Raw genomic sequence first — 25,456 nt, 5'->3', positions numbered from 1 at the left:
CTTACCTGCCTTTGCTCTTGTGCGGCCGTCGCTGCAGCCGCAATGCGTTGAGTACCACGAGCAGCGAGCTGCCAGCCATGCCGATGCCCGCCATCCACGGCGTCACCAGTCCGGCCATGGCCAGTGGAACAGAGGTGAAGTTGTACGCGAACGACCACCACAGGTTCTGACGGATGATGCTCAGCGTGCGGCGTGCAAGATCGGCGCCCTCGCCGAGATCGGCCAGATTTTCGCTCAACAGCACGATGTCCGCCTGGTTGCGGGCCAGATCGGTCCCCCCGCCCATCGCCACCGAGACGTGCGCCTGTGCCAGCACCGGCGCATCATTGACGCCGTCACCCACCATGGCCACGACCACACCCGGGCGCGACTGCAGGTCGGCAATGAAGGCCTGCTTGTCCTGCGGCGTCATGCCGCCATGCGCCTCGCCAATCTCGAGATCATGCGCCACCGCGCGGACCACCTGAGGTGCATCGCCAGACAGTACGGTCATCGGAACGTGCGCGTCGTTGAGCTTGCGGGTCAGTGTTGCGGCCTCTGCACGCGGAACATCGGCGAGGCGGAAAAGGCCCAGCCAGCCGCTGCTCCCCCCCAGTGCAATGACAGTACCGCCCTTCTGCTCAAGCCCATCGAGTGCAGCAGGCACGGGCAAGCCGAGACAACCGGCAACGTAATCAGGGCGTCCGATCCACGCTTCGCCCTGCGCGTACCGGCCGGAAAGCCCCTGCCCCGTTATCGCCACAACGTCGCTGACCGCCGGCAACACGGCCTCGGCTGCGCCATCGCGTACGCCGGCCGCGATCGGGTGCTCAGACCCCTGCTCCAGCGCCGCACCGAGCGCACAGAGCTCGAGCGTCGACATGGACGACAGCGGAACGACCTCCTCCAGACTCATCTTGCCCTGGGTGAGCGTACCGGTCTTGTCGAACAGATAATGGTTGGCGCGGGCAAGCGTCTCAATCGCATGCCCTCGGGTCACCAGCACCCCCATTCGTGCCATGGAATCGGTTGCCACTGTCAGTGCGGTCGGGGTCGCAAGCGATAGCGCACACGGACAGGCCACCACCAGCACGGAAACAAACACCCACAGCGCGCGCTGCGGATCGATGAAATACCACGCCACGCCGGTCGCTCCCGCGAGCACGAGCAGGGTGACGATGAAATACACCGCAACCCGGTCAGACTGGGCGGCGATCGCAGGTTTTTCGATCGCTGCCCGCTCCATCAGGCGACAGATGGCGGCAAGGCGGGTTTCGTCGCCCACGTGCTCCACCTTCACCACCAGCGGGCTGGAGATGTTGATACTGCCCCCGGTGACGAGATCACCCAAGTGCTTGGATACCGGTCGGCTCTCGCCGGTCAGCAAGGCTTCATTTGCTTCGCCCTGCCCGTCGATCACGACACCATCGGCCGGAATCACTTCGCCCGGGCGCACCCTGATGCGATCACCCGGCACCAACTGCGACACCGGCACCCGCTCGGCGGCCGGCGCTGGCCAGTCCGGCAAGCGCTCGGCAAACACCGGCAGCACCTTGCCCAGTTCCTCGACCCCGCGCACCGCCTTCTGTCGCGCCAGCATCTCCAGGTAGCGGCCACCGAGCAGGAAGAACACGAACATCGTCACCGAATCGAAATACACCTCCGGCCCATCGGAGAGCGTGGCCCAGACACTGGCGAGAAAGGCGCTGCCAACCCCCAGCGCAACCGGCACGTCCATCCCGAGGCGGCGCAGCTTGATGTCCCTGAGCGCACGCTGGAAGAATGGCGCAGCCGAATAGAGCACCACCGGGAGTGTCAGCAGCAGGCTTGCCCAGCGCATCAGCAGATCGATATCCGCCGTCATGTCGCCTTCGGTGGCGATGTAGGCCGGCAGCGCGTACATCATCACCTGCATCATGCCGAAACCGGCCACGAACACCCGCCACAGCATGGAGCGCCGCTCCTTGTTGGCGATCTGCTCGGAACGTGTCGCATCGTAGGGATAGGCGCGGTAGCCGATCGCCTGGATCGCGGCGAGGATGTCGGAAAGATGGATCTCGCGCTCGTCCCAGCGCACTCGCGCACGACGCGTGGCGTAGTTGATCTCGACCGCCGACACCCCTTTCTGGTGCGCCACATGCTGCTCGTTGAGCCAGACGCAGGCCGCGCAGGTAATGCCTTCGAGGATCAGCGAAGCCTCTCGCTCGTGCTCACCGATGGGTCGAACGAAGCTTTTCTGGAACTCGGGGTGATCGAACAGGCCGAGCTCCTGCAGCTCCGAGGGCATCGCCTCGCGCCGGGTCTCGGGCATCGCATCGCGATGACGGTAGTAGTCGACCAGACCGTTATCGACAATGGATTCGGCGACCGCCTCGCAGCCAATGCAGCACATGCGCCGGTTCTTGCCGTTGATACGCACGTAGTGACTGGTCTCTGGCGGGATCGGCAGGCCGCAATGGTAGCAGTCGCGATCTTCTTCCACCGCGACGGGAGATGCTTGATCTGAATTCATGAACAGCGGGAACGCCGGTGACGGCCCCGGCAAGCCCGGGGTACGCTAAAGAGAAGCGCTCTTTTAGCACATTTGCCCTGCTCCACCAATGCGCTCGCGCAGAGGAAAGTGAATTGAGGCTGGCGCAACTCCGGCGCCGCACCAGCCCTGGCGCAACAATGCAGCTTACTTGGCCGCCATGCGGATGGCGCCGTCGAGGCGAATCACCTCACCGTTGAGATAGGCATTCTCGATGATGTGGCGCACGAGGCTGGCAAACTCGGCCGGCCTGCCCAGACGCGAGGGGAAGGGAACCATCTTGCCCAGCGAGTCCTGCACCTCCTGCGGCATCCCCATCAGCATCGGCGTTTCCATGATGCCCGGTGCGACGGTCATCACCCGGATGCCGAAACGCGACAGTTCGCGGGCCACCGGCAGGGTCATGCCCACAACGCCGGCCTTCGACGCGGCATAACCGGCCTGCCCCACCTGACCGTCGAATGCAGCCACCGAGGCGGTGCTGACGATTACGCCACGCTCGCCGCCCGCATCGGGCTCGGCCTTGCTCATGACATCAGCAGCCAGACGGATCATGTTGAACGAACCGATCAGGTTGATGGCAACCGTACGCGAGAACGACTCCAGACGATGCGGCCCCTCGCGGCCCACCACCTTTTCGGCCGGCGCCACACCAGCGCAGTTGATCAGGCCGTTCAGGCCGCCGTACGCCGACACCGCCAGATCGATCGCAGCCTTTGCGCTCGCCTCGTCGGTCACGTCGGTGGTCACGAAAGTTGCAGCCGCGCCGAGTTCCGCTGCCACCGCATCGCCCGCTTCGCGATTGACGTCGGCCAGCACCACCTTGGCACCCGCCTCGACCAGCATGCGGGCCGTTGCCGCACCCAGACCCGAACCACCGCCAGTAACCACGAACACGCCATTCTCGATCTTCATTGTCTGCTCCCTCTCTAATCGGCCTGAACCGGAATATCCAGCCCCGAAACATAGTTCCAGTTAACGTAAACGTCAACCTGACAGACCGGCCCCGACCACTGCTCAACCCGGCGCCGACGCACGGTATTCCGGACGCATTGCAAGTGCATCACGCAGATAGTCCACCAGCAGGCGCACCTTGGGCGACAGATGCCGCTGCTGCGGAAACACGGCCCACACGGCCGTGTGCGGCGGCTGATTCTCGGGCAGCAAGGCCCGCAGGCGCCCGTCCTGCAAGTGGGAAAGCACATAGTAGTCGGGCAGCTGACACAGGCCGAAGCCACGCAAGGCCGCGTCAAGCACGGCCTCGCCGCTGTTGCAGCGCCAGTTGCCGCGGACCTTCATGGTCAGCGCTTCACCGCCCGCCTGGAACACCCAGTTGTCAGAGGTGCCAAGCAGGCAGTCATGGTCGGCGATGTCCTCCAGCCGCTGCGGCGCGCCTCTGCGTTCGAGATAGGACGGCGCGGCGCACAGATACATCCTGCGCGGCGCAAGCCGGGTCGCGACCAGCCGTGAATCGGCCAGACGCCCAAGCCGAACCGCCAGATCGAACCCCTCCTGCACGATGTCCAGCGTGCGGTTGGTCAGCTCAATATCGACCTTTACCTGCGGATAGCGCTCGATGAAGTCGTTGACCAGCGGCACGATGAAGCGCTCGCCATAGGTCAGCGCGCAGGTCATGCGCAGCAGCCCCTTGGGCGTGCCGCCGAGATCCTGAACCGCATGCAGGGCCTCGTCGAAACCGTCCTGCAGGCGACGGCAGTGCTGCAGAAAGGTATGCCCGCTTTCGGTCAGACTCACCCGTCGCGTGCTGCGGTAAAAAAGCCGCGTCTGCAGCCGCTCCTCCAGTCGCGCCACGACACGGCTCACGTGCGAGGTCGACACCCCCAGCCGCTCTGCCGCTGCAGCAAAGTGGCCCGCTTCGGCCACGGCCACGAACGCATCCACCCCCTCCCATCGACTCACAGACACACTCCGGTCATTGTTGACCATGAACAACAATCAATTGCCAAAATGGGGATTATCCCCGACGCCCTGTTTCCTACAATAGCGGGTTAAGTCACCAGTGGAGAACACACCATGATCAAGTCCCGCGCCGCCGTAGCCTGGGCTGCCAAGCAGCCGCTCGAAATCACCGAGGTCGACGTCGCCCCGCCGAAAGCCGGTGAGGTGCTGGTGCGGATCGTGGCCACCGGCGTCTGCCACACCGACGCCTTCACCCTGTCGGGCGCAGATCCGGAGGGCATCTTCCCGTCCATCCTCGGTCATGAAGGCGGCGGCATCGTCGAAGCCATCGGCGAAGGCGTCACCTCGGTCGCCGTCGGCGATCACGTGATTCCGCTGTACACGCCGGAATGCGGCAAGTGCAAGTTCTGCCTGTCGGGCAAGACCAACCTGTGTCAGGCCATCCGCGCCACCCAGGGCAAGGGTCTGATGCCGGACGGCACCAGCCGTTTCAGCAAGAACGGCAAACCCATCTTCCATTACATGGGTACCTCGACCTTCTCCGAGTACACCGTGCTGCCCGAAATCTCGGTCGCCAAGATCCAGAAGGACGCACCGCTGGAAAAAGTCTGCCTGCTCGGCTGCGGCGTCACCACCGGCATCGGCGCAGTGCTCAACACCGCCAAGGTTGAAGCCGGCGCCACCGTCGCAGTGTTCGGCCTCGGCGGCATCGGCCTGTCGGCGATCATCGGCGCCGTCATGGCCAAGGCCTCGCGCATCGTCGCAGTGGACATCAACCCGTCCAAGTTCGAGATCGCCAGGCAACTCGGCGCCACCGACTGCATCAACCCGCTCGACTACGACCGCCCGATCCAGGAAGTGATCGTCGACCTCACCGATGGCGGCGTCGACTACTCCTTCGAGTGCATCGGCAACACCAAGGTCATGCGCTCTGCGCTCGAGTGCTGCCACAAGGGCTGGGGCGAATCGATCATCATCGGCGTGGCCGGTGCCGGCGAAGAAATCTCCACCCGCCCCTTTCAGCTCGTCACCGGTCGCGTGTGGCGCGGCTCGGCCTTTGGCGGTGTGCGCGGCCGGACCGAACTGCCGGGCTATGTCGCCAGGGCGCAGGCGGGCGAGATTCCGCTCGATACTTTCATCACCCACACCATGGGGCTGGAGGACATCAACAAGGCCTTCGACCTGATGCATGAAGGCAAGAGCATCCGCACCGTGATCCGGTTCTGACGATGAGCACAGCCCTCGAGCAGATTGGTGCCAACCGCAGCTTCGGCGGTTGGCACAAGCGCTTCCGTCACGCCTCGGCCACGCTAGGCTGCGACATGGTGTTTGCCGTGTACCTGCCACCGCAGGCCGAGCACGGCCCGGTGCCAGTGCTGTACTGGCTGTCGGGCCTGACCTGCAGCGACGAGAACTTCATGCAGAAGGCCGGCGCGCACCGGATTGCAGCCGAACTGGGCGTTGCCATCGTCGCCCCCGACACCAGTCCGCGCGGCGCCGATGTACCGGGCGACCCGGATGGCGCGTGGGACTTCGGCCACGGCGCCGGCTTCTATGTGAATGCCACCGCAGCCCCCTACGACCGCCACTACCGGATGTACGACTATGTGGTGAGCGAACTGCCGGCGCTGGTGGAGGCGCACCTGCCTGTCACGGCCGTGCGGGGTGTTGCTGGGCACTCGATGGGTGGACATGGCGCCCTGATCTGCGCGCTCAAGAACCCCGGGCGTTATCGCTCGGTGTCCGCCTTCGCACCGATCAGCCACCCGGTGGACTGTCCTTGGGGCCAGAAGGCCTTCACCGGCTACCTCGGCGCCGACCCTGCGCAATGGAAAGCCTGGGATGCAGTGGAGCTGATTGCCACGGCCGGCGAGCGCCTGCCGATCCTGGTCGATCAGGGCGAAGCCGATGGATTCCTCGCCGAGCAACTCAAGCCCGAAGCCCTGCGCGCAGCCTGCGCCGCCGCAGGCCACCCGCTCACCCTTCGACTGCAGCCCGGCTACGATCACAGCTACTACTTCATTGCCAGCTTCATCGAAGACCACCTGCGTCACCACGCCGCCGCACTGCTGCGCTGACCGCACGGATGTCCGCACAGGAAAACGCCGGGCAGGACCCGGCGTTTTTTCGGCTGAGCGCGCTGAATCAGGCTTTCAGCAAACCGTCGAGCATCTCGATCATCTGATCGATTTCGGCCTCGGACACCGTCAGCGAAGGCATGAAGCGCAGCAGGTTCGGACGCGGTGCGTTGAGCAGCAGCCCGGTCGGCGCCGCATGGAGCGCCGCCTTCACCAGATCCGGACCGCGATCGCGATCAAGCACCAGGGCACGAAGCAGTCCCACTCCGCGCTCGCCCCCCAGCGAGTGCGCCTGCGACAGTTCATTGAGGCGCCGCGACAGGTAGTCTCCGCGCGCGACCACCGCCTCCATGAAACCGGCTGACGTCAGCCGCCGCATCACGGCCACACCAACCGCGCTGATCAGCGGGTTGCCATTGTAGGTACCGCCCTGATCACCGGGCTCGAAGCAGCTCACCGGTTCGGTCGCCATCAGCGCCGCCAGCGGCACCCCGCCGCCGATGCCCTTGCCCAGGGTCATGATGTCGGGCTCAATGCCGGCGTGCTGGTGCGCAAACAGGCGCCCAGTGCGCCCCATGCCGGACTGGACTTCGTCGACGATCAGCAGGATGCCGTGCTTTTCCGTCAGCTCGCGCAGACCTTTGAGGAAGGCCGGATCAGCCGGAATCACACCACCCTCGCCCTGCACCGGCTCCAGCATCACTGCCGCGGTTTCGGGGCAGATCAGCGTCTCGACCGAAGCCAGGTCATTGAGCTCGGCCTTGGGGAAGCCCGGCACCTGCGGCGCGTAGAGCGTATCCCAGCCCGGCTTGCCCGACGCCGACATGGTCGCGAGCGTGCGGCCGTGGAAGGAATGATCGAAGGTGATGATCTGCCACGCGCCATTGCGCTTGAGCCGCCCCCATTTGCGTGCCAGCTTGATCGCGCCCTCGTTGGCCTCGGCGCCCGAGTTGGCAAAGAACACCCGGTCCAACGTCGAATGCGCCGTGAGCATCCCCGCCAGTTCAATCATCGGCCCATTGAAGAAGGCCGGACTGGGGTTGATCAGTTTTGCCGATTGCGCGACCAGCGCGTCGCGAATCTCGACTGGCGAATGCCCAAGGCAGTTCACCGCCCAGCCCTGAATGAAGTCCAGATAGGCCTTGCCGGTCGAATCGAACAGCCACGACCCTTCGCCACGCTCAAACAGAATCTCGGGACGCTGAGTGATGAACATCAGGGCATCCGAATCAAACTCACCGTACTTCATGCAGCAACTCCGCAAACTGAACCGGTTGATGGAAAGACGCAGCACACCCTGCCACGCCTGCCTTGCACATCAATGACCATCGCCCGCACGCAGGCTCACTTCGGTGCGCAAGCGCCCGAAGATTCGCAGCGTCCAGATGAAAAACAGCACGAGCACGGCCCCCTCGATCAGCATCGCCATCTGCACGCCCGTGCGCGCCGCGAGCAGACCGGCCAGCAGGCCGCCGATGGCGTCGAGGCCGAAACGGGTCGAACTGAAGAAGGACACCACCCGCCCGCGCAGGTGATCGGGCGCCATGCTCTGCAGCAGCATGTTCACACCCACGTTGCACACGGAGATACCGAAACCCACCGCAGCCATCGAAGGCAGTGCAATCAGCAAGGTCTGGTTGTGGGAGAACACGAGCAAGCCGAGCGCGCTGATGCAGGCCCCGCCGAGCACCACCTTGATCAAGCCGAGCATGTGTTTGCGTGTAGCCAGAAACACCGTTCCCAGAAACGCCCCCGCCCCGGCTGCACCCCACAGCCAGCCCAGCATGCGTGCGTCGCCGCCGAACACATCCTTGGCAAACACCGGCAGCAGCACGGCATAGCTCGACGCGGTGAGGTTCACCGTTGCCAGCACGAAAATCAGCATGCGCACCGGATATTCGGCCCACACATAGCTCAACCCTTCGCGAAACACCTGGCTCATCGAACCCACCGCGCGCGGCACTTCCGGCACCCGAATGCGACTGACGCCAAAGGCGAGCGCCGAAAACGACACCGCGTTAATCGCAAAGCAGACCGCTTCCGAGGTCAAACCGAGCACGAGACCAGCGAGCGGTGGCCCGAGAAAGCGACCGGAGTTGAACAGCATTGCGTTGAGCGCCAGCGCATTGGGCAAGTCGGCGCGGTTGGCGACGAATACCCCGATCTGCGATTGACGCAGCGGCGCATCAAACGCGTTCAGCAGCCCGAGCGTCGCCGACATGGCCACGATCAGGTTCGGACCGATTGCGTCCATCGCGGTGAGCACCGAGAGCGCAGCCGCCTGCAGGCCGAGCAGCCCCTGCACCAGGATGAGTAGACGCCGCTTGTCGCGACGGTCGATCCACGCACCCGCGAGCGGCCCCACCAGCAGCATGGGCAGCAGCGCCGCGAAGGTTGTCACCCCGAGCAGGGCAACGGACCCCGTCAGGCGGTAGATCAGCCACGACAGCGCCACCTGCTGAACCCACGAGCCCAGCACCGACACCGCCTGACCGAAGAAGTAGTAGCGGTAGTTGCGGTGACCCAGTGCCCGCATCGAAGAGGGCCAGGTCCGGCCCCCCTGCAGAGACGGCGCCGAGTTCATGCTCAAGCCTGGCTACCCGTGGCGAAACGCGTGATCGCCATTTCTCCGGCTACACCATCTCTCCGGCAGGTCGATTGGCAATCGCCAGCGAAGAAGCACACGAACAGTTCCGGCCTTATCAGTACGGGCAAGGCGCCTCCTTGGGCGAAACCTGCAAAAGCACACAGGCCAGTCCGCTGGACTGGCCTGTGTGCATGCTCTGTTGCTGACCACGAAAACACGTTGCGCCCACGGGAACCCGCAAGCGTCAGCAAGGGGGTGAAATTTTAACCACCGTTCCCCGCGCAATCAAGGCTGATGCTGCATTGCACACATAATGAAGCGCCAGCGGACACTGCAGCTCCGGGATTGGCTGCCGCCTCGGCCGCGCTCCGATAGTCCGGCGCAAGCGCACCGGAAAGCGCATCATGGGCTGCTGATAGCCGGGGCCTGAACACCGTTGCGCCGGAAAGCGAGGAGCCATGACGAACAGAATTTCGATCCCAGCATCCGAAGTCCAGCCCGAGGACCACATCTACGACGGTCCGGGTACCAACCCCCACCCCACGTTTGCATGGGAAACCATCACCCGCGTCAATCAGGTCGATGGACTGATCGTGCTGACCATCGGCCGTTTCGACCCGCCCAACAACGAGTTCTGGTTCGAGCCCGACGAAACCGTCACCGTCATCCGCTACCCCAAGGCGGAACCCGAACAGCCTGCAGCAAAGCCCGACCACAAGCACGGCCACGGCCACAGGCATTGAACCCGGCCTGTTGCGCCCGACACCGGCAAAGCCGCGTCCAGCCATTCGCCGACCGGGCCGGCGAATACACTGGTCGCGGTATGAAGCTCACCGGCGACATTCCCTATCGCGATAGTGTCGGACGCTGCATTCCGCAACGGTCGGCCGTGCGGGGGAGGATGAACGGCGACTCAATTCAATTCGGCAAAGAACATTGCGACGTCATGCGGAGTCGGGCTGATTGCCCTGCTGGCGCTTGGTGCAGGCAACGTCATGGCGGAAGAAGAAACCATTGGTTCTGACGGATACCGCATGTCCTGTCTTTCGTGCCACGGCGTAGGCGGCCGGGGGGACGGTCCACTGGCAAAGTTTCTGACGCCGAAGCCGACAGATCTCACGGCGATTTCGAGGAACAGCACAGCGCTCCGCCCAAGTCGCAAAGCCGGCGAGTTTCCTTTCCTGAGAGTCTTCCAGGTCATCGACGGCAGAGCGGCCATCGAAGTGCACGGTGATAGAGCCATGCCCGTATGGGGCAATCGCTACCTGATGGACCAACCGGGCACGCCCCGTGGCTATGCTGGCGAGTACGAAAAAGTCGTACGCGGCAGAATCCTCGAACTCGCCTACTACATCCAGTCCATCCAGCAGTGACTTGAGGCAGGAAGCCCTTGCTGGAGCGCTCCTGAAACGAAGAATCCGCAACAAACCTGGGCGCCGCAAACGCGACCAGGTTTGTTGCGGATCGGCATTCTGCCGCAGCCAACTCAGCGCGCGGCGCGCAGCATCGCCTTCGTATTGGCGTCGACCGGGAGTGCATAGTCGTGCACCGCGAGCGCGACGTTCGTACCGGGGTCAATCACCTTCAGATTGACGAAAATGAAATCGCTGCTCTCGCCATACGTACCGACGATCACGGCTTGGGCGTCATGTGACTTTGCGATATCGCGGATCTCACGCGTCAGCATCATCTCGCCCTGGTCCCGCACCATGTAGACGTTGTTGCGGAACTTCATCTCCACCATCTTGTGCCCGCCCTGCGAGAAGCGCGCCGAGACGTGCTCCGACACGAGACGACCAAGCGTCGAAGAACGCTCAAGCGCATCGATACTGACCACCGTCGCGATGATCATTGGCTGATCGGGCGAAAGCTTGCCCTGCAATTGCCCCAGAAGCGCTTCTGCCGCGCGGTAGTTGGCCGGAACGAACGGATTGTTTGCAGCCTCCTCGTAGGTCGCGGCCTTTCGTGCAACCGACGTTTCCGTTGCACAGCCGGCAATTGCCAGGCTCAACGCCGCAACACATGCAGCCTTGAGGATTGTTCGTAGCGCCATCATTCAGCCCCCTTCACTTCAAAGGTCTTCATCCGGGCTGCATTATCACTACCAGCACCGTACAGCGAACTGTGCGCGCCGTGATCATCCTCGGCGATGTAATAGACGCTGGTCGTGCGTGCAAGGTACTGATTCGCGTTGGAAACGCTCGCGCTGACAATGATCTCGGTCCGCGGCGCTGCACCGGACGATACCTCTGACCTGAACCAGGTCATTGCATCGATGGCCGCAAAGCCGAGCATCGCACCAGCACCCGGCGAGGTGTTGATCACGACATCATGAATAGCCCAGAGACCGGCACCAAGCGTCGTCGCGGTACCGGCATACTGGTGACGGGGCCGCTCTGCAGAGAACTTCACGGCCTGCGTGTCCACCTCGACCAGCAGAGCACCGTCCGGGTACTTCATCACTGCATAACCGGCGTTGGTCAGCGAAGTCGTCAGTTGGCCAGAAAACGCCTGTTCGAACGGTGTGCTCTTTGCGGGCACCTCTACATAGACCTTTGCCTTCTCAGGAAGACGGGCGGTCAGCTGGTTCGCGACGTCCTGCGCGATCGTCGTCCAATGCCCAGCAGTTCTGAGCTGGAGTTGCTTGGTCGTCGGAAAGTTGCTCGATATCGGAGCTTCGGAATACGGTGTGGCGCACCCTGTCATCAGCGCGGCCACGGCAAAAAGGCCGACCAACTGCTTATTCATCTTCTCGTTTCTCCTGAACATGGGATAGCGCAGGCGCCCTGACTGGCACGGTAAGTAACCATTCACATCGCTTGCATGTGCTGTGATCTTGCCAAGCAATGCCAGATTCAATCAATTTGGCTATGTCATAGCGATTTGGAACCTACCAGAAACGTATCATTGGTTCAAACAATATTATGCAAATAACACATTGACTTTCTAACGGCATATTGATATAAGCTTTATGACATTCGCACTTTAGAGCACGATCACAATCCGGCGAAAAGCGCCCACTCACTGACTCATCCGGACTGACATGGCCGTTCCATTTGCACATGAACGCCCCCCCGTCGGGCGCATGGAGACACCTCGACTGTTCTGGGCGCGATAGGCACGCCGCCTTAGTGACACATCGCTGCACGGTGGAAAGCTTGCGAACTAGATCCTCGTAAGCAGGAACAATCCTGCCAGGATCAGTGCGGCACTGGAGGCACGCGTAAGCATGCGCGCGCCGGGGAACACCTTCTCGACGAAGACGAAGGCGGCGATCAGGGCGACCCAGATCAGATTCATGACGCCGGCCACGAAGAGCAACAGCATCAGCGCCCAGCAACAGCCGACGCACCAGGCGCCGTGTTCGAGCCCCATTCTGAAAGCACCGCCCGCCCCGTTACGCCAGCGCGTCATGAAAAACTGGAGCGGGTTGCGGCACTTGCCGAGACAGGCCTCCTTGAACGGTGTCAGTTGATAGACCCCTGCTGCGATCAAGGCCGCTGCGCCACGCCCTGCGCTCGCAGTTGCCATCTCGGGCGTGAGCAGCGCAGCGTATTCGAGCCCCGCCTGCAGCAGCGTGGCCGCGATGCTGAACAGGGTCCACATCAGCAGATAGCCTGCCGCGAAGACCCACACCCCCGGCAGGACCTTGCCCACCGCCCCGTTCTTTCGAACCAGGGTGCCGTACATGAGGATGGCAGGGGCTGCGCTGGGAAGCATCATGCCGGCCATCATCACCGTCCACATTACAAAGGTGAGCAGCAGCGCAGTGGCGTCCGTGGCGCGCGGCATGCCCTCCATCGCCATACCTGCGTGATCCATTCCCGCTGCGCTGTGCCAGAGGTAGAGCCACGACAGCAACACCACCGCGCCCAGCCCAAGAATCGCCAGCCAGCGATCCTTGCGCAACACGACTTCGATGCCGTCACCGTGGCTGACAGCGCTCAGGCTGCCCATGCGAAGGGCGCAAAGTGGGCGTTACGCGTCCCGGAGGTATCCGACCAGTGGATTCCGAACACGTTGAAGATGGAGCGTGTCGCCTTGGCCAGCGCCAGCCGGCCGTTGACCGGATGCACGGTGTTCTCGAGGAAGAGCGGCTCGTCTGGACGCACGCCGCTGGCGACCCCTTCGCAGGCCTGGTCGACCAACTCACCAGCCTTGACGGCAAAGTTCATGCCATCGACGTCAAAAGTAACCGGCCGTCGCTCGACCCCCGCCAAGCTGCCGACCAGGGGCGCCAGATTTGCCATCGGCCCACCGGCGGCGCCGGTTGCGATAGCGCTGATCGCTTCGACCTGCGCGTCCGACGCACTCTCATCGACGATCAGGCCCACCACGATGTTGCCCTCTGCCATTGCGTGCGGCGAATGCAGCATCACGACGAAGGACAGTCCGTCGAGCTTGAGCCCGTCCTTCTGCCCTTTGGTGATGTGCATCGCAATAGCGGCCTTGCAGTCGCCTTCAGTGGGCTGCGCGGTCAGGTTCGACGCTGCGCAGGGGCACAGATAGGTACAGTTGCATGTCTCCATGTACTGCCCTTCGATCTGCCAGTTTGCCATGATGTCCTCCTTTGCAGGTTTGGGTTATCAAGCGGCAATTGACAGCCAGAAAGTCAGCCTGCAGGCTCGACCGGCCATACCAGATTCAGTGTGATCAAATGCGACAATGCCTTTTCGACCCGATACTTACGACAGGTCTGGCACCTGCCCGAGTTTCAGCAAATTTGCTGAAAGTTCATCGAACACACACTACTAAGGCTAGTTTGCGGAAGGTGCGGGGTCAAGGTGGCCATGTCCCTGCAGGCATTCGGAAACGCGCCCGCGCTAGTCCCAGCGCTGCTGGTAGGAGAAGGTGGGCAGGCGCCAGCTGAACTGGATCGCAAGCATGCGGAACATGAAGCCACCAACAAAGCAGATCGCGGTATTGAGGTCGGAATCGACACCCGCTGCGCGCAGCACGAGGAACAAGGCGCACACACTGAGCGATACGCTCGCGTAGAGTTCGCGCCGGAACACGACCGGCACCTGGTTGCACAGCACGTCGCGCAGAATGCCACCGCAGATCCCGGTCAACATGCCGGACATCACAACGACCACGATCGGGTAATCAAGGTTGAGGGCGACATTGCAACCAATCAGCGAGAAGGCAATCAGGCCCATTGCATCGAAGATCAGGAAAGCACGCTTCATGCGGTGGATGTAGGGCGCGATCAAGGTCGTGAGCAGCCCCGCCGAGATCACCAGATAGACGTAAGCGGGGTGTTGCGTCCAGCCAATCGGGTAATTGCCCAGCACGACATCCCGGATGGTGCCGCCACCAAGCGCGGTCACGAAGGCAATCACGGCAACACCGAATATGTCCATGTTGCGGCGGCCCGCAGCAAGGGCACCTGACATGGCTTCGGCGGCGATGGCAATCAGATAGATTAAAAGCAGAAGGTCGACCTTTTGCGCAGCCAGGGGCTGGAAAAGGCTTGCAAGGCTCGGGTACATCAGGGGGGACTCCATTGGAAGACGAATCACGCACGCGTGCGTGGTCCGTTGCGCCTCTCCCCCTGTCCTTTTACCTGAGAGTTTCAGCCCTTTTCAGGACCAGCCCCTTCGGTGAGACGAAAGCCACCGGGGTGACTCTCGACTGCTCTCCAGCCGGCGAATGATCTCTGCGGTTCCGTATGCCTGAGCGATTATGGGAGCTTGCGCCTTCGGCGGAGACTGCATGTTCGCAGCTCTCTCTCCCGCAGAAGGCGTGGATTATCGTGACACCTCACACCGCGTGTCAATCTCAGTCCGCATGCTCCGGCAGCGCCCCCAGGCAAACGGGCATACGCGCGTTCCTTGCGCAGCACCAAAAGTGACCGATGCGGGCGCGCTCGATGAATGGAATGCGCGCGGCCCGACGGCTCGAAGAATCGGGCCCATGTATGACAAACTAGTGCGCAATGACGTTTTTGTTTTCCGGGAGTCAGCATGGAATTGAACCGGGGCCACCTCAAGGATGCAACCACGAAGGGCCTGATTACCGAGCAGCAAGCGGAGCAGCTCTGGACCTTCCTGCTCGCGCAGGACAGCAATACCCCGAGTTTTCGTGCCACCCACATCCTTTACTACCTTGGCGGACTGATCGCGATCGGTGCGATGAGTCTGTTCATGAACATCGGCTGGGAGCGCTTCGGTGGATGGGGCCTGTTCTTCATCGCGCTGGCCTATGCCGGTGCAGGCCTGTGGCTCACCGAGTCCTTCCTCAAGCGCCACCGCCTGCCGATCCCCGCCGGCATCACGGCGACCTTTGCTGTCGCCCTGACACCGCTGGCAGTCTATGGACTGCAATCCGCCCTCGGCTTCTGGGCCGATGGCCGCGTCTTCCGCGAATACCATACGCACATCGACTGGCGCTGGATGCTCATGGAGTTCGCCACCCTGGCGAGCGGAGTGATCATGCTATGGCGCTATCGCCTTCCCTTCCTCGTGATGCCGGTTGCCGTCACGCTCTGGTACATGAGCATGGACCTCGCCCCCTTCCTCGCGGCCGACGCCGACCACGGATGGGCGTTGCGCAAACTGGTTTCGCTCTGGTTTGGCCTGCTCATGGTCCTGCTTGCATTCTGGGTGGACGTACGAACCCGACACGTCAGGGACTACGCCTTCTGGCTCTACCTGTTTGGCGTCATCGCGTTCTGGGGCGGACTGTCGTCGATGAACTCCGACAGCGAGCTCAGCAAGTTCATCTACCTGTGCATCAACGTGATCATGATCGCCGTCGGCGCCACCCTCTCGCGCAGAGTCTTTGCCGTGTTCGGCGGACTCGGCGCGGCGGGATACCTCGCACACCTGGCAAACGAAGTGTTCAAGGACAGCATGCTGTTTCCGGTCGTCCTCACCCTCATCGGTCTCGGCGTCGTCTATCTGGGGGTCGTCTGGCAGCGCCACGAAACCGCCATCAGCAATCGCCTGCGTGCCCTGCTGCCCGCACCGGTTCGGGAGCTGGTCGAACGGCGAACCTGACCAGAACATGCTCCGTTGGCAGGCGCGCCCCCGGCGAAAAAGCCGGAGGCGCGCCTCTCTGATCAAGGTCAATTTTGGCGACCCGTCATCTGCTAGAATCCATTTACTCAAAAGGAAAAAGCGGCAGCCCCCAAATGGCAATCGAGATTGAACGCAAGTTCCTCGTGCGCGACATCAGGTTCTTGCAGGATGCTCAGGGCGAAAACATCGTTCAGGGCTATGTCGCCAAAGAACAAGGAGCAATGAGTACGCGTGTCAGGATTCGCGCAGACCGTGCCTTTCTGACCATCAAGGGGCCACGCACCGGCATCACGCGTGACGAGTTTGAGTACCCCATTCCCATCGCCGATGCTGTCCGCATGCTGTCGGCCTACTGCAACGATCGCATCGTTCGCAAGACACGCTACCTGGTTCATTTTCATACCCAGACCTTCGAGGTCGACGTCTTCGAGGGCAAGCATGCCGGTCTCGTCGTCGCAGAGATCGAACTGCCGCACGAGGGCGCGCCGATCGTGCTGCCCCACTGGATCGACAGGGAGGTCACCTCCGACCCGCGATTCGGCAATTTCCGGCTTGCACAGACTCAACAGATTCCGGAGGACGTCGATCTCCACTGGTGGCCAGGCCCCCGCCACAGTACAGGCGGCGCAGCCAACATGACCGGCCTGAAGCTCAGCGCCTGAGAGGCCTCCCCAGCGACGCGACGGCGCAGCAGGTCGTGGTCTGTTCACCGGATCGTGCTGACGCTCGGGGCGCCGCGCAGGCAATCTACCGCAGATCCTCCAGCGCGATCTCATACACCTGGTGCGCTTCGTCAAACGCAACCCGATACGACGACGGATAGGCACCAGGCCAGGAATACTTCGCCGGCCGTGACACCGGCAGCGAAACTGACGGTTTCGATTTCAGATACGCCAGCGAGACCATCGGCTCGATGAAGGTCAGCCGTTTGTTGTAATAGCCGTAGATGAACGCCGCGTTGAATGGCTGCTGCTGAAACTCCCCGCCTGCCGGGTTGACCGCATGCGCCCCCATCTTCGACTTCGCCGTACCGGGCGGCAGAATGTAACCGGCCGCCATCAACTCAGCGGGCGGTTGCTGATCCGGGGCTCCCGACGCATCCGGGCTGGCAAACACAACCTTTTCCACCTCTCCGCGATCGACCACGTAGAAATGGAAGTCAAAGTGCGGGACATCGTAGACCTTAGACGGCGCATGACCGGCCGGCTCCCAATTCACCACCACGTGATCGACAACCGTTTTCGGCCCGCTCGCCGGCATTGGCAACAGGTAGGGAACGTCAGAACGCTCGCCTGGCGCCCTCGTCGGCAAACCGTCTAGCGCTGCTGCCGTCATCACCACGCCGATCGAGGTCACCGCGCCGTCCGCGCCGGTCCGGACCATGGCGTATGCCTCGCCCTTGCCAATCGGCACCGCCGGTCCGGCATGGGTGCCTACCTGCCCGAATGCCGGTCTCAGGCCCAATGCCGACACGAGGGCGATCGCAATGATCAGCCCCGGAAATCGTTTGCTTGTCCCCTTCATGATGTCCTCCCGATTGAGGTCAACGAACAGATCAGGCGCGCGCACGATCGTCGCACCCCAGCATCTCAATCTAGCTGATCGCAGGCGGAGTGCAATGAGCGCTACGGACGTGGGTCGGCCGCGCTGGCGCTCAAGGTCGCACAACGCCCCACCGCTCACCCTTCCTCTCAAAGGGTGAGCGGGGCGCTGGCCGGGGCCGCAGATCCCCTCTGCGTTTGACATTTTGTACCGGTCGTTCCACTATGAACGCATGGCCCGCACGATCGAATTCAATCCGGCGACAGCGCGTAACAGTGCGCTTGTGCTGTTCTGGCGCAAGGGTTATCAGGCAACGTCGCTGGCAGACCTGCTCGACGCCATGGCGATCAGCCGCAGTAGTTTCTACGCCACGTTTGTCGATAAGCGCAGCCTGTTTCTGGCCTGTCTGGACCTGTTTGCCCAGCGCTCGATCGACATGATTGCCCAGTCACGCACCGAGATGCCGCCACTCGAGGCCTTGCACAGTTTTTTCGTGCGCAATTTCACTGCCCCTCGGGGCAACAGATCGCAATGGGGCTGCATGCTGGTGAACACCGTTCTGGAAATGGCCGACGTGGACGACGAACTCAGCGCCCGCGCAAGCACCCATCTCGATGCATTCAAGGCAGCCTTCGAAGGCTGCCTGATCGACGCGCATTGCGAGCCGAAGCGCGCGTCGGACCTGGCCAATCTTCTGATGCTGCTCAATGAAGGCGTGCGCGTGTCCAGTCGTCGCAATCTCCCGCCGGATCAGATCACCGCGGCAATAGACACCGCCTTTCGCCTGATACGGCATGACCTCGGGTGAAATGGCCCATGAACAGCGATTGCCCCGTCAAAGGGCGGCGCAGTGCGCGGCCTGCGACCTCAGGTGAAACGCACGCTTCGATGCATGACACACGGAACGGAGCCCAGCCATGAACCCTCACCCCACCCCCACCGAAGTCTGCCTGGTTGTCGGCGCAGGCGATGCCACCGGCGGTGCGATCGCGAGACGCTTCGCACGAGAAGGCCTGCACGTGGTGGCAAGCCGCAGGCGTGGGGATCTCTCCCGGTTTGTGGCAGACATCGAAGCCGCCGGCGGCAGCGCAACCGCGGTGCACTCGGACGCGCGCGATGAGGATTCGGTCAGGGCGCTGGTGGCAAAGGCCGAACAGATCGGCCCGATCACGGCCTGCATCTTCAACATCGGCGGCAATGTGCGGTTCCCGATCGCGGAAACAAGCGCTCAGGTTTACCGCAAGGTCTGGGAGATGTGCGCCTTCGCGGCATTTCTGGTCGGACGCGAGGTCGTCGAACCCATGCGAAAACGCGGCCGGGGCACCCTCCTCTTCACCGGCGCCTCGGCCAGTCTGCGCGGAAACACCGGGTTCGCCGCCTTCGCCGGCGGCAAGCATGCCTTGCGCGCGCTCGCACAAAGCATGGCGCGTGAACTCGGCCCCGAGGGCGTACATGTCGCCCACATCATCATTGATGGCCTGATCGACAACCCATCAACCAAGGCCCTGTTCCCCGACATGTTCGAGGCGCGCATGCCGGACGGGATCCTTCGTCCCGACGATATCGCCGAAGCCTATTGGCAACTGCACAGGCAGCCACGCAGCGCATGGACCTTCGAAATGGACCTGCGTCCCTATAAAGAACAATGGTGACCCCGATCACAGGAGACAGATCATGAGCAAATCCTTCGATTTCTATTTCGACTTCGCCTCGCCCTTTGGCTTCCTTGGCAGCCGCAGGGTCACCGCCCTGGCCAAAGCCATCGGGCGGGACGTGAACTGGCGCCCGTTCCTGATCGGCGCCGTATACAAGGCACACGGCGGCCTGCCGCTCGACCATCCGCTGAAGAAGGACTACGTCTTCAAGGACTTCTTCAGGCGCGCAAAACTGGACGGCATTGCCGAGGTCAGGGTCCCTACCAACTTCCCCGCCAACCCGATCCCCCCGTCGCGCCTGGCCTACTGGGTTGAACGCGAAGCCCCGGAAAAGATGGGTGCCTTCGTCGAGGCCGCCTACCGGGCCTACTGGATCGACGGCAAGGACACCTCCGACGCAAACGTCGCGCTGGATGTCGCGGCAAGCCTCGGATTCGACCGCGACGCGGCTGCAGCCGGCGCGCAAGAGCAGGACATCAAGGATCGCCTGAGGCACGAAACCGAGAATGCCCTTGCGCGCGGCGTGTTCGGCTCGCCCTTCATCCTGATCGACGGCGAACCGTTCTGGGGCACCGACCGTTTCGACGACATCGAGCGCCTCTATCGCTGAGCCGCCGGTGGCCGTTTGCCTCCGGTTCGCGTCCGCTTAAAGTGTTAGTCTGGAAGTTCTTCAGGAGGCCGCACCGCCGTGACTCAAATTCGAATCAGTCATACAACGGTCTATCACTATCGCACCGCGGTCAGCCTGAACCCGCATCGGCTGATGCTGCGCCCAAGAGAAAGTCGCGAGCTGCAGCTCATGTCGCACACCTTGAAGGTATCGCCCAACGCGACGATCACCTGGGCGCACGATGTGTCGGGCAATGCGGTTGCGACGGCGTCCTTCTCCGGCATGACAGACACGTTGCAGATCGAAAGCAACATCGAACTGAACCTCACCGGCAACCCCTGGCCGATCTTCAATATTGCGGCGACGGCCATCAACTTTCCCTTCTTCTATTCGAACGATGATCGCGCCGACCTCGGCGCCCTCGCGATCCAGCAATACCTTGACCCGATGGGGCGCCTCCAGAAGTGGGCCCGATCATTCGTGCGGGGTCCCGCGCCCGACACGCTGGAACTGCTGAAGGCGATCAGCCACGGTGTATCCGAAGCCCTGCAATACGAGGTGCGCGAAAGCGAAGGCACCCAGACGCCGAACGAATCGCTCGACCGCGGGAGGGGGTCGTGCCGCGACTTCGCCGTACTGTTTGCCGAAGCAGTGCGCAGCCTCGACATGGGCGCCCGCATCGTGTCCGGCTACCTGTACGACCCGCAAAGCACGGCGACAGGCTCCTCGGGCTCCGGCTCCACCCATGCGTGGGCCGAGGTCTATGTGCCCGGCGCGGGCTGGATCAACTTCGACCCGACCAACCGCAGTATCGGCGGATTCAATCTGGTTCCGGTCGCCGTCGCCCGCGACATCAGGCAGTTGATGCCGGTGTCGGGCAGCTACCTTGGCGCGCCTGACGCATTCGCAGGGATGGAGGTCGAGGTCCGGGTGAACTGAGCGATCGGCCCCCGGGACGAGCACTGATCCGGATCAAAGGGGTCAGAGTCAATCGATCGATCGATGAAGAATCCTCCAGCTTCCGCCATCCGTCGAACTCAGCCCTTCATTGCTCGCGAATGAAGACATTCATCCGACGGCAGGAATCAACGCCCTGCACAAGGACTCATGCTGATTATTCAACTGAAACCACGCCATCATTACGAGCGGGAGATCATCATGATGCGGATTCGTTGCCTGTGCTTTCTGCCGTTCTGTCTTGCACTGGGAATTGCGGCGCCAACATACGGCGCCGACCTTGTGACCGCGGAAACCACCCTCCCCGTTTTTGATGCGCACCTGCACTACAACTGGGAACCGGCGCCGCATCTGCCGCTCGAGGGTGTGCTGGCCTTGTTCCGGGAAAACGGGGTTACGGGCATCCTCGCGACCAGTCGCCCGAATGACGGCACCCGTGCGCTCTATGAGGCACAGTCGAAGGACCTGTGGGTAGTGCCATTCATCCGCCCCTACCGCGTGCGTCCGGACATCCAGACGTGGATGAGCGATCCGCAGACCGAAGAACTGATTGCCACCGAGTTCAAGCGCGGCTATTACCGCGGCATCGGCGAGTTTCATCTCACCGGCCCTGCCGCCAAAGCGCCCCAGGTCAAAAAGACCGTCGCGTTCGCAGTGGAGCACAAGCTCTATCTGCACGCTCACGCCGACGACGAAGCGCTGGAGATTCTCTACCGCCACAGTCCAGAGGCACAGATCATCTGGGCACACACCGGTTTTTCCACCGACCCGGCCAAGGTCGAAGCCTATCTTCAACGTTATCCCGGGCTTTGGTGCGAACTGTCCTACCGCTACGGCATCACCGAAGGCGGGCAACTGACGCCGGAATGGCGACGCCTGTTTGAAAAGTACCCGGACCGCTTCCTGATCGGCTCGGATACATGGGTAAAAGAACGCTGGGACAACTACGCCAGCATCATGGCGGCTTACCGGGGCTGGTTGAAGCAGTTACCCGCCGAGGCAGCAGAAAAGATCGCCTACCGCAATGCCGAACGGCTGTTCAGGTGATAGGTCGGCCCACTCTGCTGGACCAACTTCTACGCCACCTGTGAATGAAGTTTCGACGAACCGGAGATCCGCACGGAGTCGAAAAATGAACAAGGGCTTAGAGGAAAACCTCTAAGCCCTTGATTTTTGGTGCTGCTGACCGGAATCGAACTGGTGACCTACTGATTACGAATCAGTTGCTCTACCAACTGAGCTACAGCAGCGAAGAGCGCGGAATATACAACAGCTCGCGGCTGTGTTCAAGCCTTTGAGGCCGCAAAAACGTACTCCGTGACATTCGTGCCCGGTTTTACATGAGTCTGGTGCTGGCGGCCGCCTGCTGATAGCCCCAGATCGACTGCCAGTCGTAGGGCGGAAGGCGGGGCTGATCGTCGTGGGCGTAGCCCTGGATGCGGCAGTCGCGCGGCCCGATGCGACGCGGACGCGGTACGTGCTGCGGGCGGCCGCTGGGGTCGAGGAAGGCAAGCACTTCGCGCGGAGTGCCGTCGGCTTCGGCGGTGCGGCGGCTGATGATGCCCATCTCGCCATTCGACAGGCGCACCACGCTGCCCGGCGGGAAGTTGCTGAGGCGGCCCATGAGCAGGCGCGCGAGGATGTGATCGAGGCGTTCGAGGTCGGGGCCGAACACGTGCTGCAGCAGGCGCTGCGGGTCGCGTGCCTGGTGCAGACTCCAGAACAGCGGACCGCGGCGTTTGCGTTCGCGCAAGCGGGCGGCGAGCACGTCGGTCACGCGCAGCATGCGGCCCTGCAACGAGACCTCGGTGCGGATCAGGCCCAAGGGGTAGCCGCTGCCGTCGAAAGTTTCGTGGTGCTGCAGGACGGCAGTGCGCCAGGTTTCAGGGATGCCACCGATGCGCTCGAGCAAGTGTGCGGCCAGCGCCGGGTGTGAATCGATGTCGGCGCGGGCTTCGGGGTCGGGCTGGCCGACGTGAGCGAACATGCGGTCGTGCAGACGCAGACTGCCGAGATTCATGGTGAGGGCTGCGCCGATCAGGTCGATGCTCTCGTGCCGGGTGAAGCCGTGCGCAGCAGCGAGTTCGGCCGCGAAAAGCGCGGCAAGGATGGCGTGGCAGACACTCGGACGGTCGTACTGCTCCATTCTTGCGAAGCCGATGCAGGCGTCGGGGTCGATCATCCAGGTGGCGTAGGTTTCGCTCGCAAGCGACAGAAACTCTCCGCCAGTCACCTGCTGCCCGCTGATGATGAGTTCGTCGAGCATGGCAAGTGCAGTGCCGATGTCGCGCAGAACCTTGAGCGGCTCGGCATCGGAGACGCGCGGGGCTTGCGACGCACGACAATACAGGCGGCGTTCGCTCGGGCCCACACTCATCGACGGGCTGATCTCCACCCCTTCACGCAGCAGCAGCGTGCCGCGCACGTCGAAAAGGTCGCAGGGTGCGGGCTTCCCGACCAGTCCGGGCGCGAGCGTCACCGGGCGCAGTATCGAGTCATCCATCGCAAACCTCCGTTTGATGCCGGCAGACCACAACGGTCTGTTTTCAGACACAACACTGCGAGTTTCGTGCCAGGGCTGCGGTGCGCATTCGACTTGGATGAATACCCGACAGAATACCGTTCAAGTGACTGTTTTTACGCACATTGATCACGTGCGCCTACCTACCGAGCCCTCCTTGGCGCGCAGACCTTTTGCGCCAGCACCGGCAACATCTGCCGCTTTTTGCCGGCTCGTCCAGCCGGCGCCGCGTTGCGCAAGTCCCCGGTTTGATGCAGAGCCTTGCCGTTGAAGGGATTTGGGCGCTGCCACGGGTTTCGGCCTGCGACATTTGCTGCAGCGCATATCGCTTATTGCAATTTTCGGGTTTCGCCGTGCGCCAGCCCCCTTAAACTCCGGTTAACGACGGCTTCAGGAGATTCCGACATGGGACGACTCACCACACACGTGCTCGACACGGCAAATGGCAGGCCCGGCAAGGGCATTGCGGTCGCGGTTTTCCGCCTCGACGGCGAGCGCCGCGAAGTGGCTCGCGCCGTCACCAATGACGACGGTCGCTGCGATCAGCCGCTGCTGGAAGGCGCGGCATTGGAAGCCGGTCGCTACGAGATCGTGTTCGGCGCCGGCGACTACTTCCGCCGCTTCGACACCACACTGCCTGAACCCCCTTTCGTGGATGAGGTGGTACTGCGCTTCGGTGTCGCCGACCCCACCGCGCACTACCACGTCCCGCTCCTGGTCTCGCCGTGGAGCTACTCGACCTACCGCGGCAGCTGACCCGGCGATTGCCGGCACACGGAAAATCACAACGATGGAAGCTTACCTTCTCGACTGGGCCAACCTGCTGATGCGCTGGCTCCACCTCATCGCAGGCGTGGCATGGATTGGCGCGTCCTTTTACTTCGTCATGCTGGACACCTCGCTGCAGCCGCCCAAGAAGCCGCAGGATGCAAAGCGCGGCGTATTCGGCGAGTTGTGGGGCGTGCATGGGGGCGGTTTTTACTGCAGCCAGAAGTTCCTTACCGGCCCCAAGGACGAGCCCCTGACCGAAGACCTGCACTGGTCGAAATGGGAGGCCTACACCACCTGGCTGTCGGGCATGGGCATGCTCGCCATCGTGTACTGGATCGGTGCCTCGAGCTACCTCATCGACAACCAGGTGATGGCGCTCGAACCGGCCGCCGCCATCCTGATCTCGATCGCCTTTCTTGGCGGCGGCTGGGCGGTATACGACCTGATGTGCCGCACGCTGATGGGGCGCGACACGCTGCTGGCCGCGCTGGTATTCGTGCTGGTGATGGTGTGCAACTGGGTGCTGCATGAGCTGTTCTCGGCCCGTGGCGCATACATCCACGTTGGCGCGATGCTCGGCACCATGATGGCGGCCAACGTGTTCTTCCACATCATTCCGGGCCAGAAGCGGATGGTGGCGCAGATCCGCGCCGGCCAACCGGTCGATCCGCGCCCGGGCATGGTGGGCAAGCAGCGTTCGGTGCACAACACCTATTTCACCCTGCCGGTGCTGTTCATCATGATCAGCAACCATTACCCGATGACCTATGCCAACAAGTACGGGTGGCTGGTGCTCGCGGTGATAATGATCGCCGGCGTGCTGATCCGCCAGTTCTTCGTGCTGCGTCACCGCGGCCAGGTGAAGTGGTGGCTGCCCGCTGCCGGCGCGGCGCTCATCGGACTGCTGATCGTGCTGATGGCGCCCAAGCCGGTCAATGCCGATGGCGACAAGGTCAGCTTTGCCGCGATCGAGCAGATCGCCGAAAAGCGCTGCGTCACCTGTCACGCCGCACAGCCCACCTGGGACGGCTTTGCGCAGGCTCCCAAGGGCGTGATGCTGGAAACGCCCGAGCAAATCAGTCAGCATGCAGTAAAAATCGCTGAAACCGTTGCAAGCGGCTACATGCCGCTGGGCAACCTTACTCAGCTCACTGACGACGAGCGCGCCCTGATCGCCACCTGGTTCGCCCAAGGCGCCCGACTGGTCGACTGAACATTGGCAAACAAACCAAGAGAATCTGAACACTCCCTCCCGACTGAGAACCCGATGCACGCAACATTGAT

At 62.6% G+C, this 25,456-nt stretch carries 25 protein-coding genes, 1 tRNA gene and 1 riboswitch; of the genes, 13 read left to right on the top strand and 13 right to left on the bottom strand.

Annotation, left to right across the window (positions count from 1 at the left end; genetic code table 11):
• Position 1: 1 nt before the first annotated feature.
• The 3 genes from CEW83_RS02120 to CEW83_RS02110 all read right to left on the bottom strand — a co-directional run bounded on the left by CEW83_RS02120 (position 2) and on the right by CEW83_RS02110 (position 4,429).
• The gene (locus tag CEW83_RS02120; protein ID WP_108947872.1) at positions 2 to 2,491 is read right to left on the bottom strand and encodes a heavy metal translocating P-type ATPase; all 2,490 of its coding nucleotides are present in this window, start codon (positions 2,489 to 2,491) and stop codon (positions 2 to 4) included.
• Positions 2,492 to 2,656: 165 nt separating this feature from the next.
• Complete coding sequence (locus CEW83_RS02115; RefSeq protein WP_108947871.1) at positions 2,657 to 3,424, bottom strand: 3-hydroxyacyl-CoA dehydrogenase; 768 nt, start codon at positions 3,422 to 3,424, stop codon at positions 2,657 to 2,659.
• A gap of 102 nt (positions 3,425 to 3,526) precedes the next feature.
• Complete coding sequence (locus tag CEW83_RS02110; RefSeq protein ID WP_159099361.1) at positions 3,527 to 4,429, bottom strand: LysR substrate-binding domain-containing protein; 903 nt, start codon at positions 4,427 to 4,429, stop codon at positions 3,527 to 3,529.
• 114 nt (positions 4,430 to 4,543) lie between these two features.
• On the opposite strand from CEW83_RS02110, the gene CEW83_RS02105 reads away from it, so the two are divergent.
• The gene (locus tag CEW83_RS02105; RefSeq protein WP_108947870.1) at positions 4,544 to 5,656 is read left to right on the top strand and encodes an S-(hydroxymethyl)glutathione dehydrogenase/class III alcohol dehydrogenase; all 1,113 of its coding nucleotides are present in this window, start codon (positions 4,544 to 4,546) and stop codon (positions 5,654 to 5,656) included.
• Between the two features lie 2 nt (positions 5,657 to 5,658).
• On the top strand, positions 5,659 to 6,507 hold the full coding sequence (gene fghA / locus CEW83_RS02100) for an S-formylglutathione hydrolase (RefSeq protein WP_108947869.1): 849 nt from the start codon (positions 5,659 to 5,661) through the stop codon (positions 6,505 to 6,507).
• Positions 6,508 to 6,574: 67 nt separating this feature from the next.
• Here fghA and CEW83_RS02095 read toward each other — a convergent pair whose 3' ends face one another.
• Together CEW83_RS02095 and CEW83_RS02090 are read right to left on the bottom strand one after the other, a co-directional pair.
• Complete coding sequence (locus CEW83_RS02095) at positions 6,575 to 7,756, bottom strand: acetylornithine transaminase (protein WP_108947868.1); 1,182 nt, start codon at positions 7,754 to 7,756, stop codon at positions 6,575 to 6,577.
• 69 nt (positions 7,757 to 7,825) lie between these two features.
• Positions 7,826 to 9,091 (bottom strand): MFS transporter, encoded by a 1,266-nt coding sequence (locus tag CEW83_RS02090; protein WP_234418957.1) that lies wholly within the window; start codon positions 9,089 to 9,091, stop codon positions 7,826 to 7,828.
• A gap of 461 nt (positions 9,092 to 9,552) precedes the next feature.
• Between CEW83_RS02090 and CEW83_RS02085 the strand changes: the two genes are divergently transcribed.
• Positions 9,553 to 9,837 carry a hypothetical protein gene (locus CEW83_RS02085; protein ID WP_108947866.1) on the top strand — a complete coding sequence of 95 codons (285 nt, stop codon included), beginning with the start codon at positions 9,553 to 9,555 and terminating at the stop codon, positions 9,835 to 9,837.
• A 498-nt stretch (positions 9,838 to 10,335) separates the two neighbouring features.
• Positions 10,336 to 10,467: a hypothetical protein gene (locus CEW83_RS21570; protein WP_267896497.1), complete on the top strand. Its 132-nt coding sequence runs from the start codon at positions 10,336 to 10,338 to the stop codon at positions 10,465 to 10,467.
• Between the two features lie 113 nt (positions 10,468 to 10,580).
• Here the strand turns inward: CEW83_RS21570 and CEW83_RS02075 are convergent, their stop codons facing one another.
• From CEW83_RS02075 to CEW83_RS02055, 5 genes are all read right to left on the bottom strand, one after another.
• Positions 10,581 to 11,150: a FlgO family outer membrane protein gene (locus CEW83_RS02075; protein ID WP_234418956.1), complete on the bottom strand. Its 570-nt coding sequence runs from the start codon at positions 11,148 to 11,150 to the stop codon at positions 10,581 to 10,583.
• On the bottom strand, positions 11,147 to 11,842 hold the full coding sequence (locus tag CEW83_RS02070) for a hypothetical protein (RefSeq protein ID WP_159099360.1): 696 nt from the start codon (positions 11,840 to 11,842) through the stop codon (positions 11,147 to 11,149). The genes CEW83_RS02075 and CEW83_RS02070 overlap by 4 nt, the downstream gene beginning before the upstream one ends.
• A gap of 417 nt (positions 11,843 to 12,259) precedes the next feature.
• On the bottom strand, positions 12,260 to 13,051 hold the full coding sequence (locus tag CEW83_RS02065; protein ID WP_108947863.1) for a DUF2182 domain-containing protein: 792 nt from the start codon (positions 13,049 to 13,051) through the stop codon (positions 12,260 to 12,262).
• Complete coding sequence (locus tag CEW83_RS02060; protein ID WP_108947862.1) at positions 13,039 to 13,653, bottom strand: DUF1326 domain-containing protein; 615 nt, start codon at positions 13,651 to 13,653, stop codon at positions 13,039 to 13,041. The genes CEW83_RS02065 and CEW83_RS02060 overlap by 13 nt, the downstream gene beginning before the upstream one ends.
• A gap of 264 nt (positions 13,654 to 13,917) precedes the next feature.
• Positions 13,918 to 14,586: a trimeric intracellular cation channel family protein gene (locus tag CEW83_RS02055; protein ID WP_108951135.1), complete on the bottom strand. Its 669-nt coding sequence runs from the start codon at positions 14,584 to 14,586 to the stop codon at positions 13,918 to 13,920.
• A 160-nt stretch (positions 14,587 to 14,746) separates the two neighbouring features.
• Positions 14,747 to 14,841: riboswitch (glycine riboswitch) on the bottom strand.
• A gap of 219 nt (positions 14,842 to 15,060) precedes the next feature.
• Between CEW83_RS02055 and CEW83_RS02050 the strand changes: the two genes are divergently transcribed.
• Together CEW83_RS02050 and CEW83_RS02045 are read left to right on the top strand one after the other, a co-directional pair.
• Positions 15,061 to 16,095 carry a DUF2157 domain-containing protein gene (locus tag CEW83_RS02050; protein ID WP_108947861.1) on the top strand — a complete coding sequence of 345 codons (1,035 nt, stop codon included), beginning with the start codon at positions 15,061 to 15,063 and terminating at the stop codon, positions 16,093 to 16,095.
• A gap of 134 nt (positions 16,096 to 16,229) precedes the next feature.
• Positions 16,230 to 16,778, top strand: a complete 549-nt coding sequence (locus tag CEW83_RS02045) for a CYTH domain-containing protein (protein WP_108947860.1) — start codon at positions 16,230 to 16,232, stop codon at positions 16,776 to 16,778.
• Between the two features lie 85 nt (positions 16,779 to 16,863).
• Here the strand turns inward: CEW83_RS02045 and CEW83_RS02040 are convergent, their stop codons facing one another.
• Positions 16,864 to 17,685 (bottom strand): DUF5602 domain-containing protein, encoded by an 822-nt coding sequence (locus CEW83_RS02040; RefSeq protein ID WP_234418955.1) that lies wholly within the window; start codon positions 17,683 to 17,685, stop codon positions 16,864 to 16,866.
• Between the two features lie 205 nt (positions 17,686 to 17,890).
• On the opposite strand from CEW83_RS02040, the gene CEW83_RS02035 reads away from it, so the two are divergent.
• From CEW83_RS02035 to CEW83_RS02015, 5 genes are all read left to right on the top strand, one after another.
• Entirely contained in the window at positions 17,891 to 18,466 is a 576-nt protein-coding gene (locus tag CEW83_RS02035; protein ID WP_108947859.1) for a TetR/AcrR family transcriptional regulator, read from the top strand.
• A gap of 109 nt (positions 18,467 to 18,575) precedes the next feature.
• A complete protein-coding gene (locus CEW83_RS02030) occupies positions 18,576 to 19,310 on the top strand; it encodes an SDR family NAD(P)-dependent oxidoreductase (protein ID WP_108947858.1) in 735 nt (244 codons plus the stop codon).
• Between the two features lie 22 nt (positions 19,311 to 19,332).
• Positions 19,333 to 19,923: a 2-hydroxychromene-2-carboxylate isomerase gene (locus tag CEW83_RS02025; protein WP_108947857.1), complete on the top strand. Its 591-nt coding sequence runs from the start codon at positions 19,333 to 19,335 to the stop codon at positions 19,921 to 19,923.
• 78 nt (positions 19,924 to 20,001) lie between these two features.
• Positions 20,002 to 20,862 carry a transglutaminase family protein gene (locus CEW83_RS02020; RefSeq protein ID WP_108947856.1) on the top strand — a complete coding sequence of 287 codons (861 nt, stop codon included), beginning with the start codon at positions 20,002 to 20,004 and terminating at the stop codon, positions 20,860 to 20,862.
• 219 nt (positions 20,863 to 21,081) lie between these two features.
• Positions 21,082 to 21,927, top strand: a complete 846-nt coding sequence (locus CEW83_RS02015) for an amidohydrolase family protein (RefSeq protein WP_199915186.1) — start codon at positions 21,082 to 21,084, stop codon at positions 21,925 to 21,927.
• Between the two features lie 127 nt (positions 21,928 to 22,054).
• Here the strand turns inward: CEW83_RS02015 and CEW83_RS02010 are convergent.
• Positions 22,055 to 22,130, bottom strand: a tRNA-Thr gene (locus CEW83_RS02010).
• 86 nt (positions 22,131 to 22,216) lie between these two features.
• The gene (locus CEW83_RS02005) at positions 22,217 to 23,383 is read right to left on the bottom strand and encodes an HD-GYP domain-containing protein (protein WP_108947855.1); all 1,167 of its coding nucleotides are present in this window, start codon (positions 23,381 to 23,383) and stop codon (positions 22,217 to 22,219) included.
• Between the two features lie 423 nt (positions 23,384 to 23,806).
• Between CEW83_RS02005 and uraH the strand changes: the two genes are divergently transcribed.
• Together uraH and CEW83_RS01995 are read left to right on the top strand one after the other, a co-directional pair.
• Complete coding sequence (uraH, locus tag CEW83_RS02000) at positions 23,807 to 24,157, top strand: hydroxyisourate hydrolase (RefSeq protein ID WP_108947854.1); 351 nt, start codon at positions 23,807 to 23,809, stop codon at positions 24,155 to 24,157.
• Between the two features lie 34 nt (positions 24,158 to 24,191).
• Entirely contained in the window at positions 24,192 to 25,385 is a 1,194-nt protein-coding gene (locus tag CEW83_RS01995) for a urate hydroxylase PuuD (RefSeq protein ID WP_108947853.1), read from the top strand.
• Positions 25,386 to 25,456: the final 71 nt, after the last annotated feature.

Origin of the sequence: Parazoarcus communis (genome assembly GCF_003111645.1) — a bacterium.
GTDB classification, from domain to species: domain Bacteria; phylum Pseudomonadota; class Gammaproteobacteria; order Burkholderiales; family Rhodocyclaceae; genus Parazoarcus; species Parazoarcus communis_A.
This window is presented reverse-complemented; position numbering and strand designations above follow the sequence as displayed.

What these genes read in the sequence shown, in the direction of transcription:
- CEW83_RS02120 (WP_108947872.1), bottom strand. Translation starts at nt 2,491, where the DNA reads ATGAATTCAGATCAAGCATCTCCCGTCGCGGTGGAAGAAGATCGCGAC.
- CEW83_RS02115 (WP_108947871.1), bottom strand. Translation starts at nt 3,424, where the DNA reads ATGAAGATCGAGAATGGCGTGTTCGTGGTTACTGGCGGTGGTTCGGGT.
- CEW83_RS02105 (WP_108947870.1), top strand. Translation starts at nt 4,544, where the DNA reads ATGATCAAGTCCCGCGCCGCCGTAGCCTGGGCTGCCAAGCAGCCGCTC.
- fghA (WP_108947869.1), top strand. Translation starts at nt 5,659, where the DNA reads ATGAGCACAGCCCTCGAGCAGATTGGTGCCAACCGCAGCTTCGGCGGT.
- CEW83_RS02095 (WP_108947868.1), bottom strand. Translation starts at nt 7,756, where the DNA reads ATGAAGTACGGTGAGTTTGATTCGGATGCCCTGATGTTCATCACTCAG.
- CEW83_RS02090 (WP_234418957.1), bottom strand. Translation starts at nt 9,091, where the DNA reads ATGAACTCGGCGCCGTCTCTGCAGGGGGGCCGGACCTGGCCCTCTTCG.
- CEW83_RS02085 (WP_108947866.1), top strand. Translation starts at nt 9,553, where the DNA reads ATGACGAACAGAATTTCGATCCCAGCATCCGAAGTCCAGCCCGAGGAC.
- CEW83_RS21570 (WP_267896497.1), top strand. Translation starts at nt 10,336, where the DNA reads ATGCCCGTATGGGGCAATCGCTACCTGATGGACCAACCGGGCACGCCC.
- CEW83_RS02075 (WP_234418956.1), bottom strand. Translation starts at nt 11,150, where the DNA reads ATGATGGCGCTACGAACAATCCTCAAGGCTGCATGTGTTGCGGCGTTG.
- CEW83_RS02070 (WP_159099360.1), bottom strand. Translation starts at nt 11,842, where the DNA reads ATGAATAAGCAGTTGGTCGGCCTTTTTGCCGTGGCCGCGCTGATGACA.
- CEW83_RS02065 (WP_108947863.1), bottom strand. Translation starts at nt 13,051, where the DNA reads ATGGGCAGCCTGAGCGCTGTCAGCCACGGTGACGGCATCGAAGTCGTG.
- CEW83_RS02060 (WP_108947862.1), bottom strand. Translation starts at nt 13,653, where the DNA reads ATGGCAAACTGGCAGATCGAAGGGCAGTACATGGAGACATGCAACTGT.
- CEW83_RS02055 (WP_108951135.1), bottom strand. Translation starts at nt 14,586, where the DNA reads ATGTACCCGAGCCTTGCAAGCCTTTTCCAGCCCCTGGCTGCGCAAAAG.
- CEW83_RS02050 (WP_108947861.1), top strand. Translation starts at nt 15,061, where the DNA reads ATGGAATTGAACCGGGGCCACCTCAAGGATGCAACCACGAAGGGCCTG.
- CEW83_RS02045 (WP_108947860.1), top strand. Translation starts at nt 16,230, where the DNA reads ATGGCAATCGAGATTGAACGCAAGTTCCTCGTGCGCGACATCAGGTTC.
- CEW83_RS02035 (WP_108947859.1), top strand. Translation starts at nt 17,891, where the DNA reads ATGGCCCGCACGATCGAATTCAATCCGGCGACAGCGCGTAACAGTGCG.
- CEW83_RS02030 (WP_108947858.1), top strand. Translation starts at nt 18,576, where the DNA reads ATGAACCCTCACCCCACCCCCACCGAAGTCTGCCTGGTTGTCGGCGCA.
- CEW83_RS02025 (WP_108947857.1), top strand. Translation starts at nt 19,333, where the DNA reads ATGAGCAAATCCTTCGATTTCTATTTCGACTTCGCCTCGCCCTTTGGC.
- CEW83_RS02015 (WP_199915186.1), top strand. Translation starts at nt 21,082, where the DNA reads ATGATGCGGATTCGTTGCCTGTGCTTTCTGCCGTTCTGTCTTGCACTG.
- CEW83_RS02005 (WP_108947855.1), bottom strand. Translation starts at nt 23,383, where the DNA reads ATGGATGACTCGATACTGCGCCCGGTGACGCTCGCGCCCGGACTGGTC.
- uraH (WP_108947854.1), top strand. Translation starts at nt 23,807, where the DNA reads ATGGGACGACTCACCACACACGTGCTCGACACGGCAAATGGCAGGCCC.
- CEW83_RS01995 (WP_108947853.1), top strand. Translation starts at nt 24,192, where the DNA reads ATGGAAGCTTACCTTCTCGACTGGGCCAACCTGCTGATGCGCTGGCTC.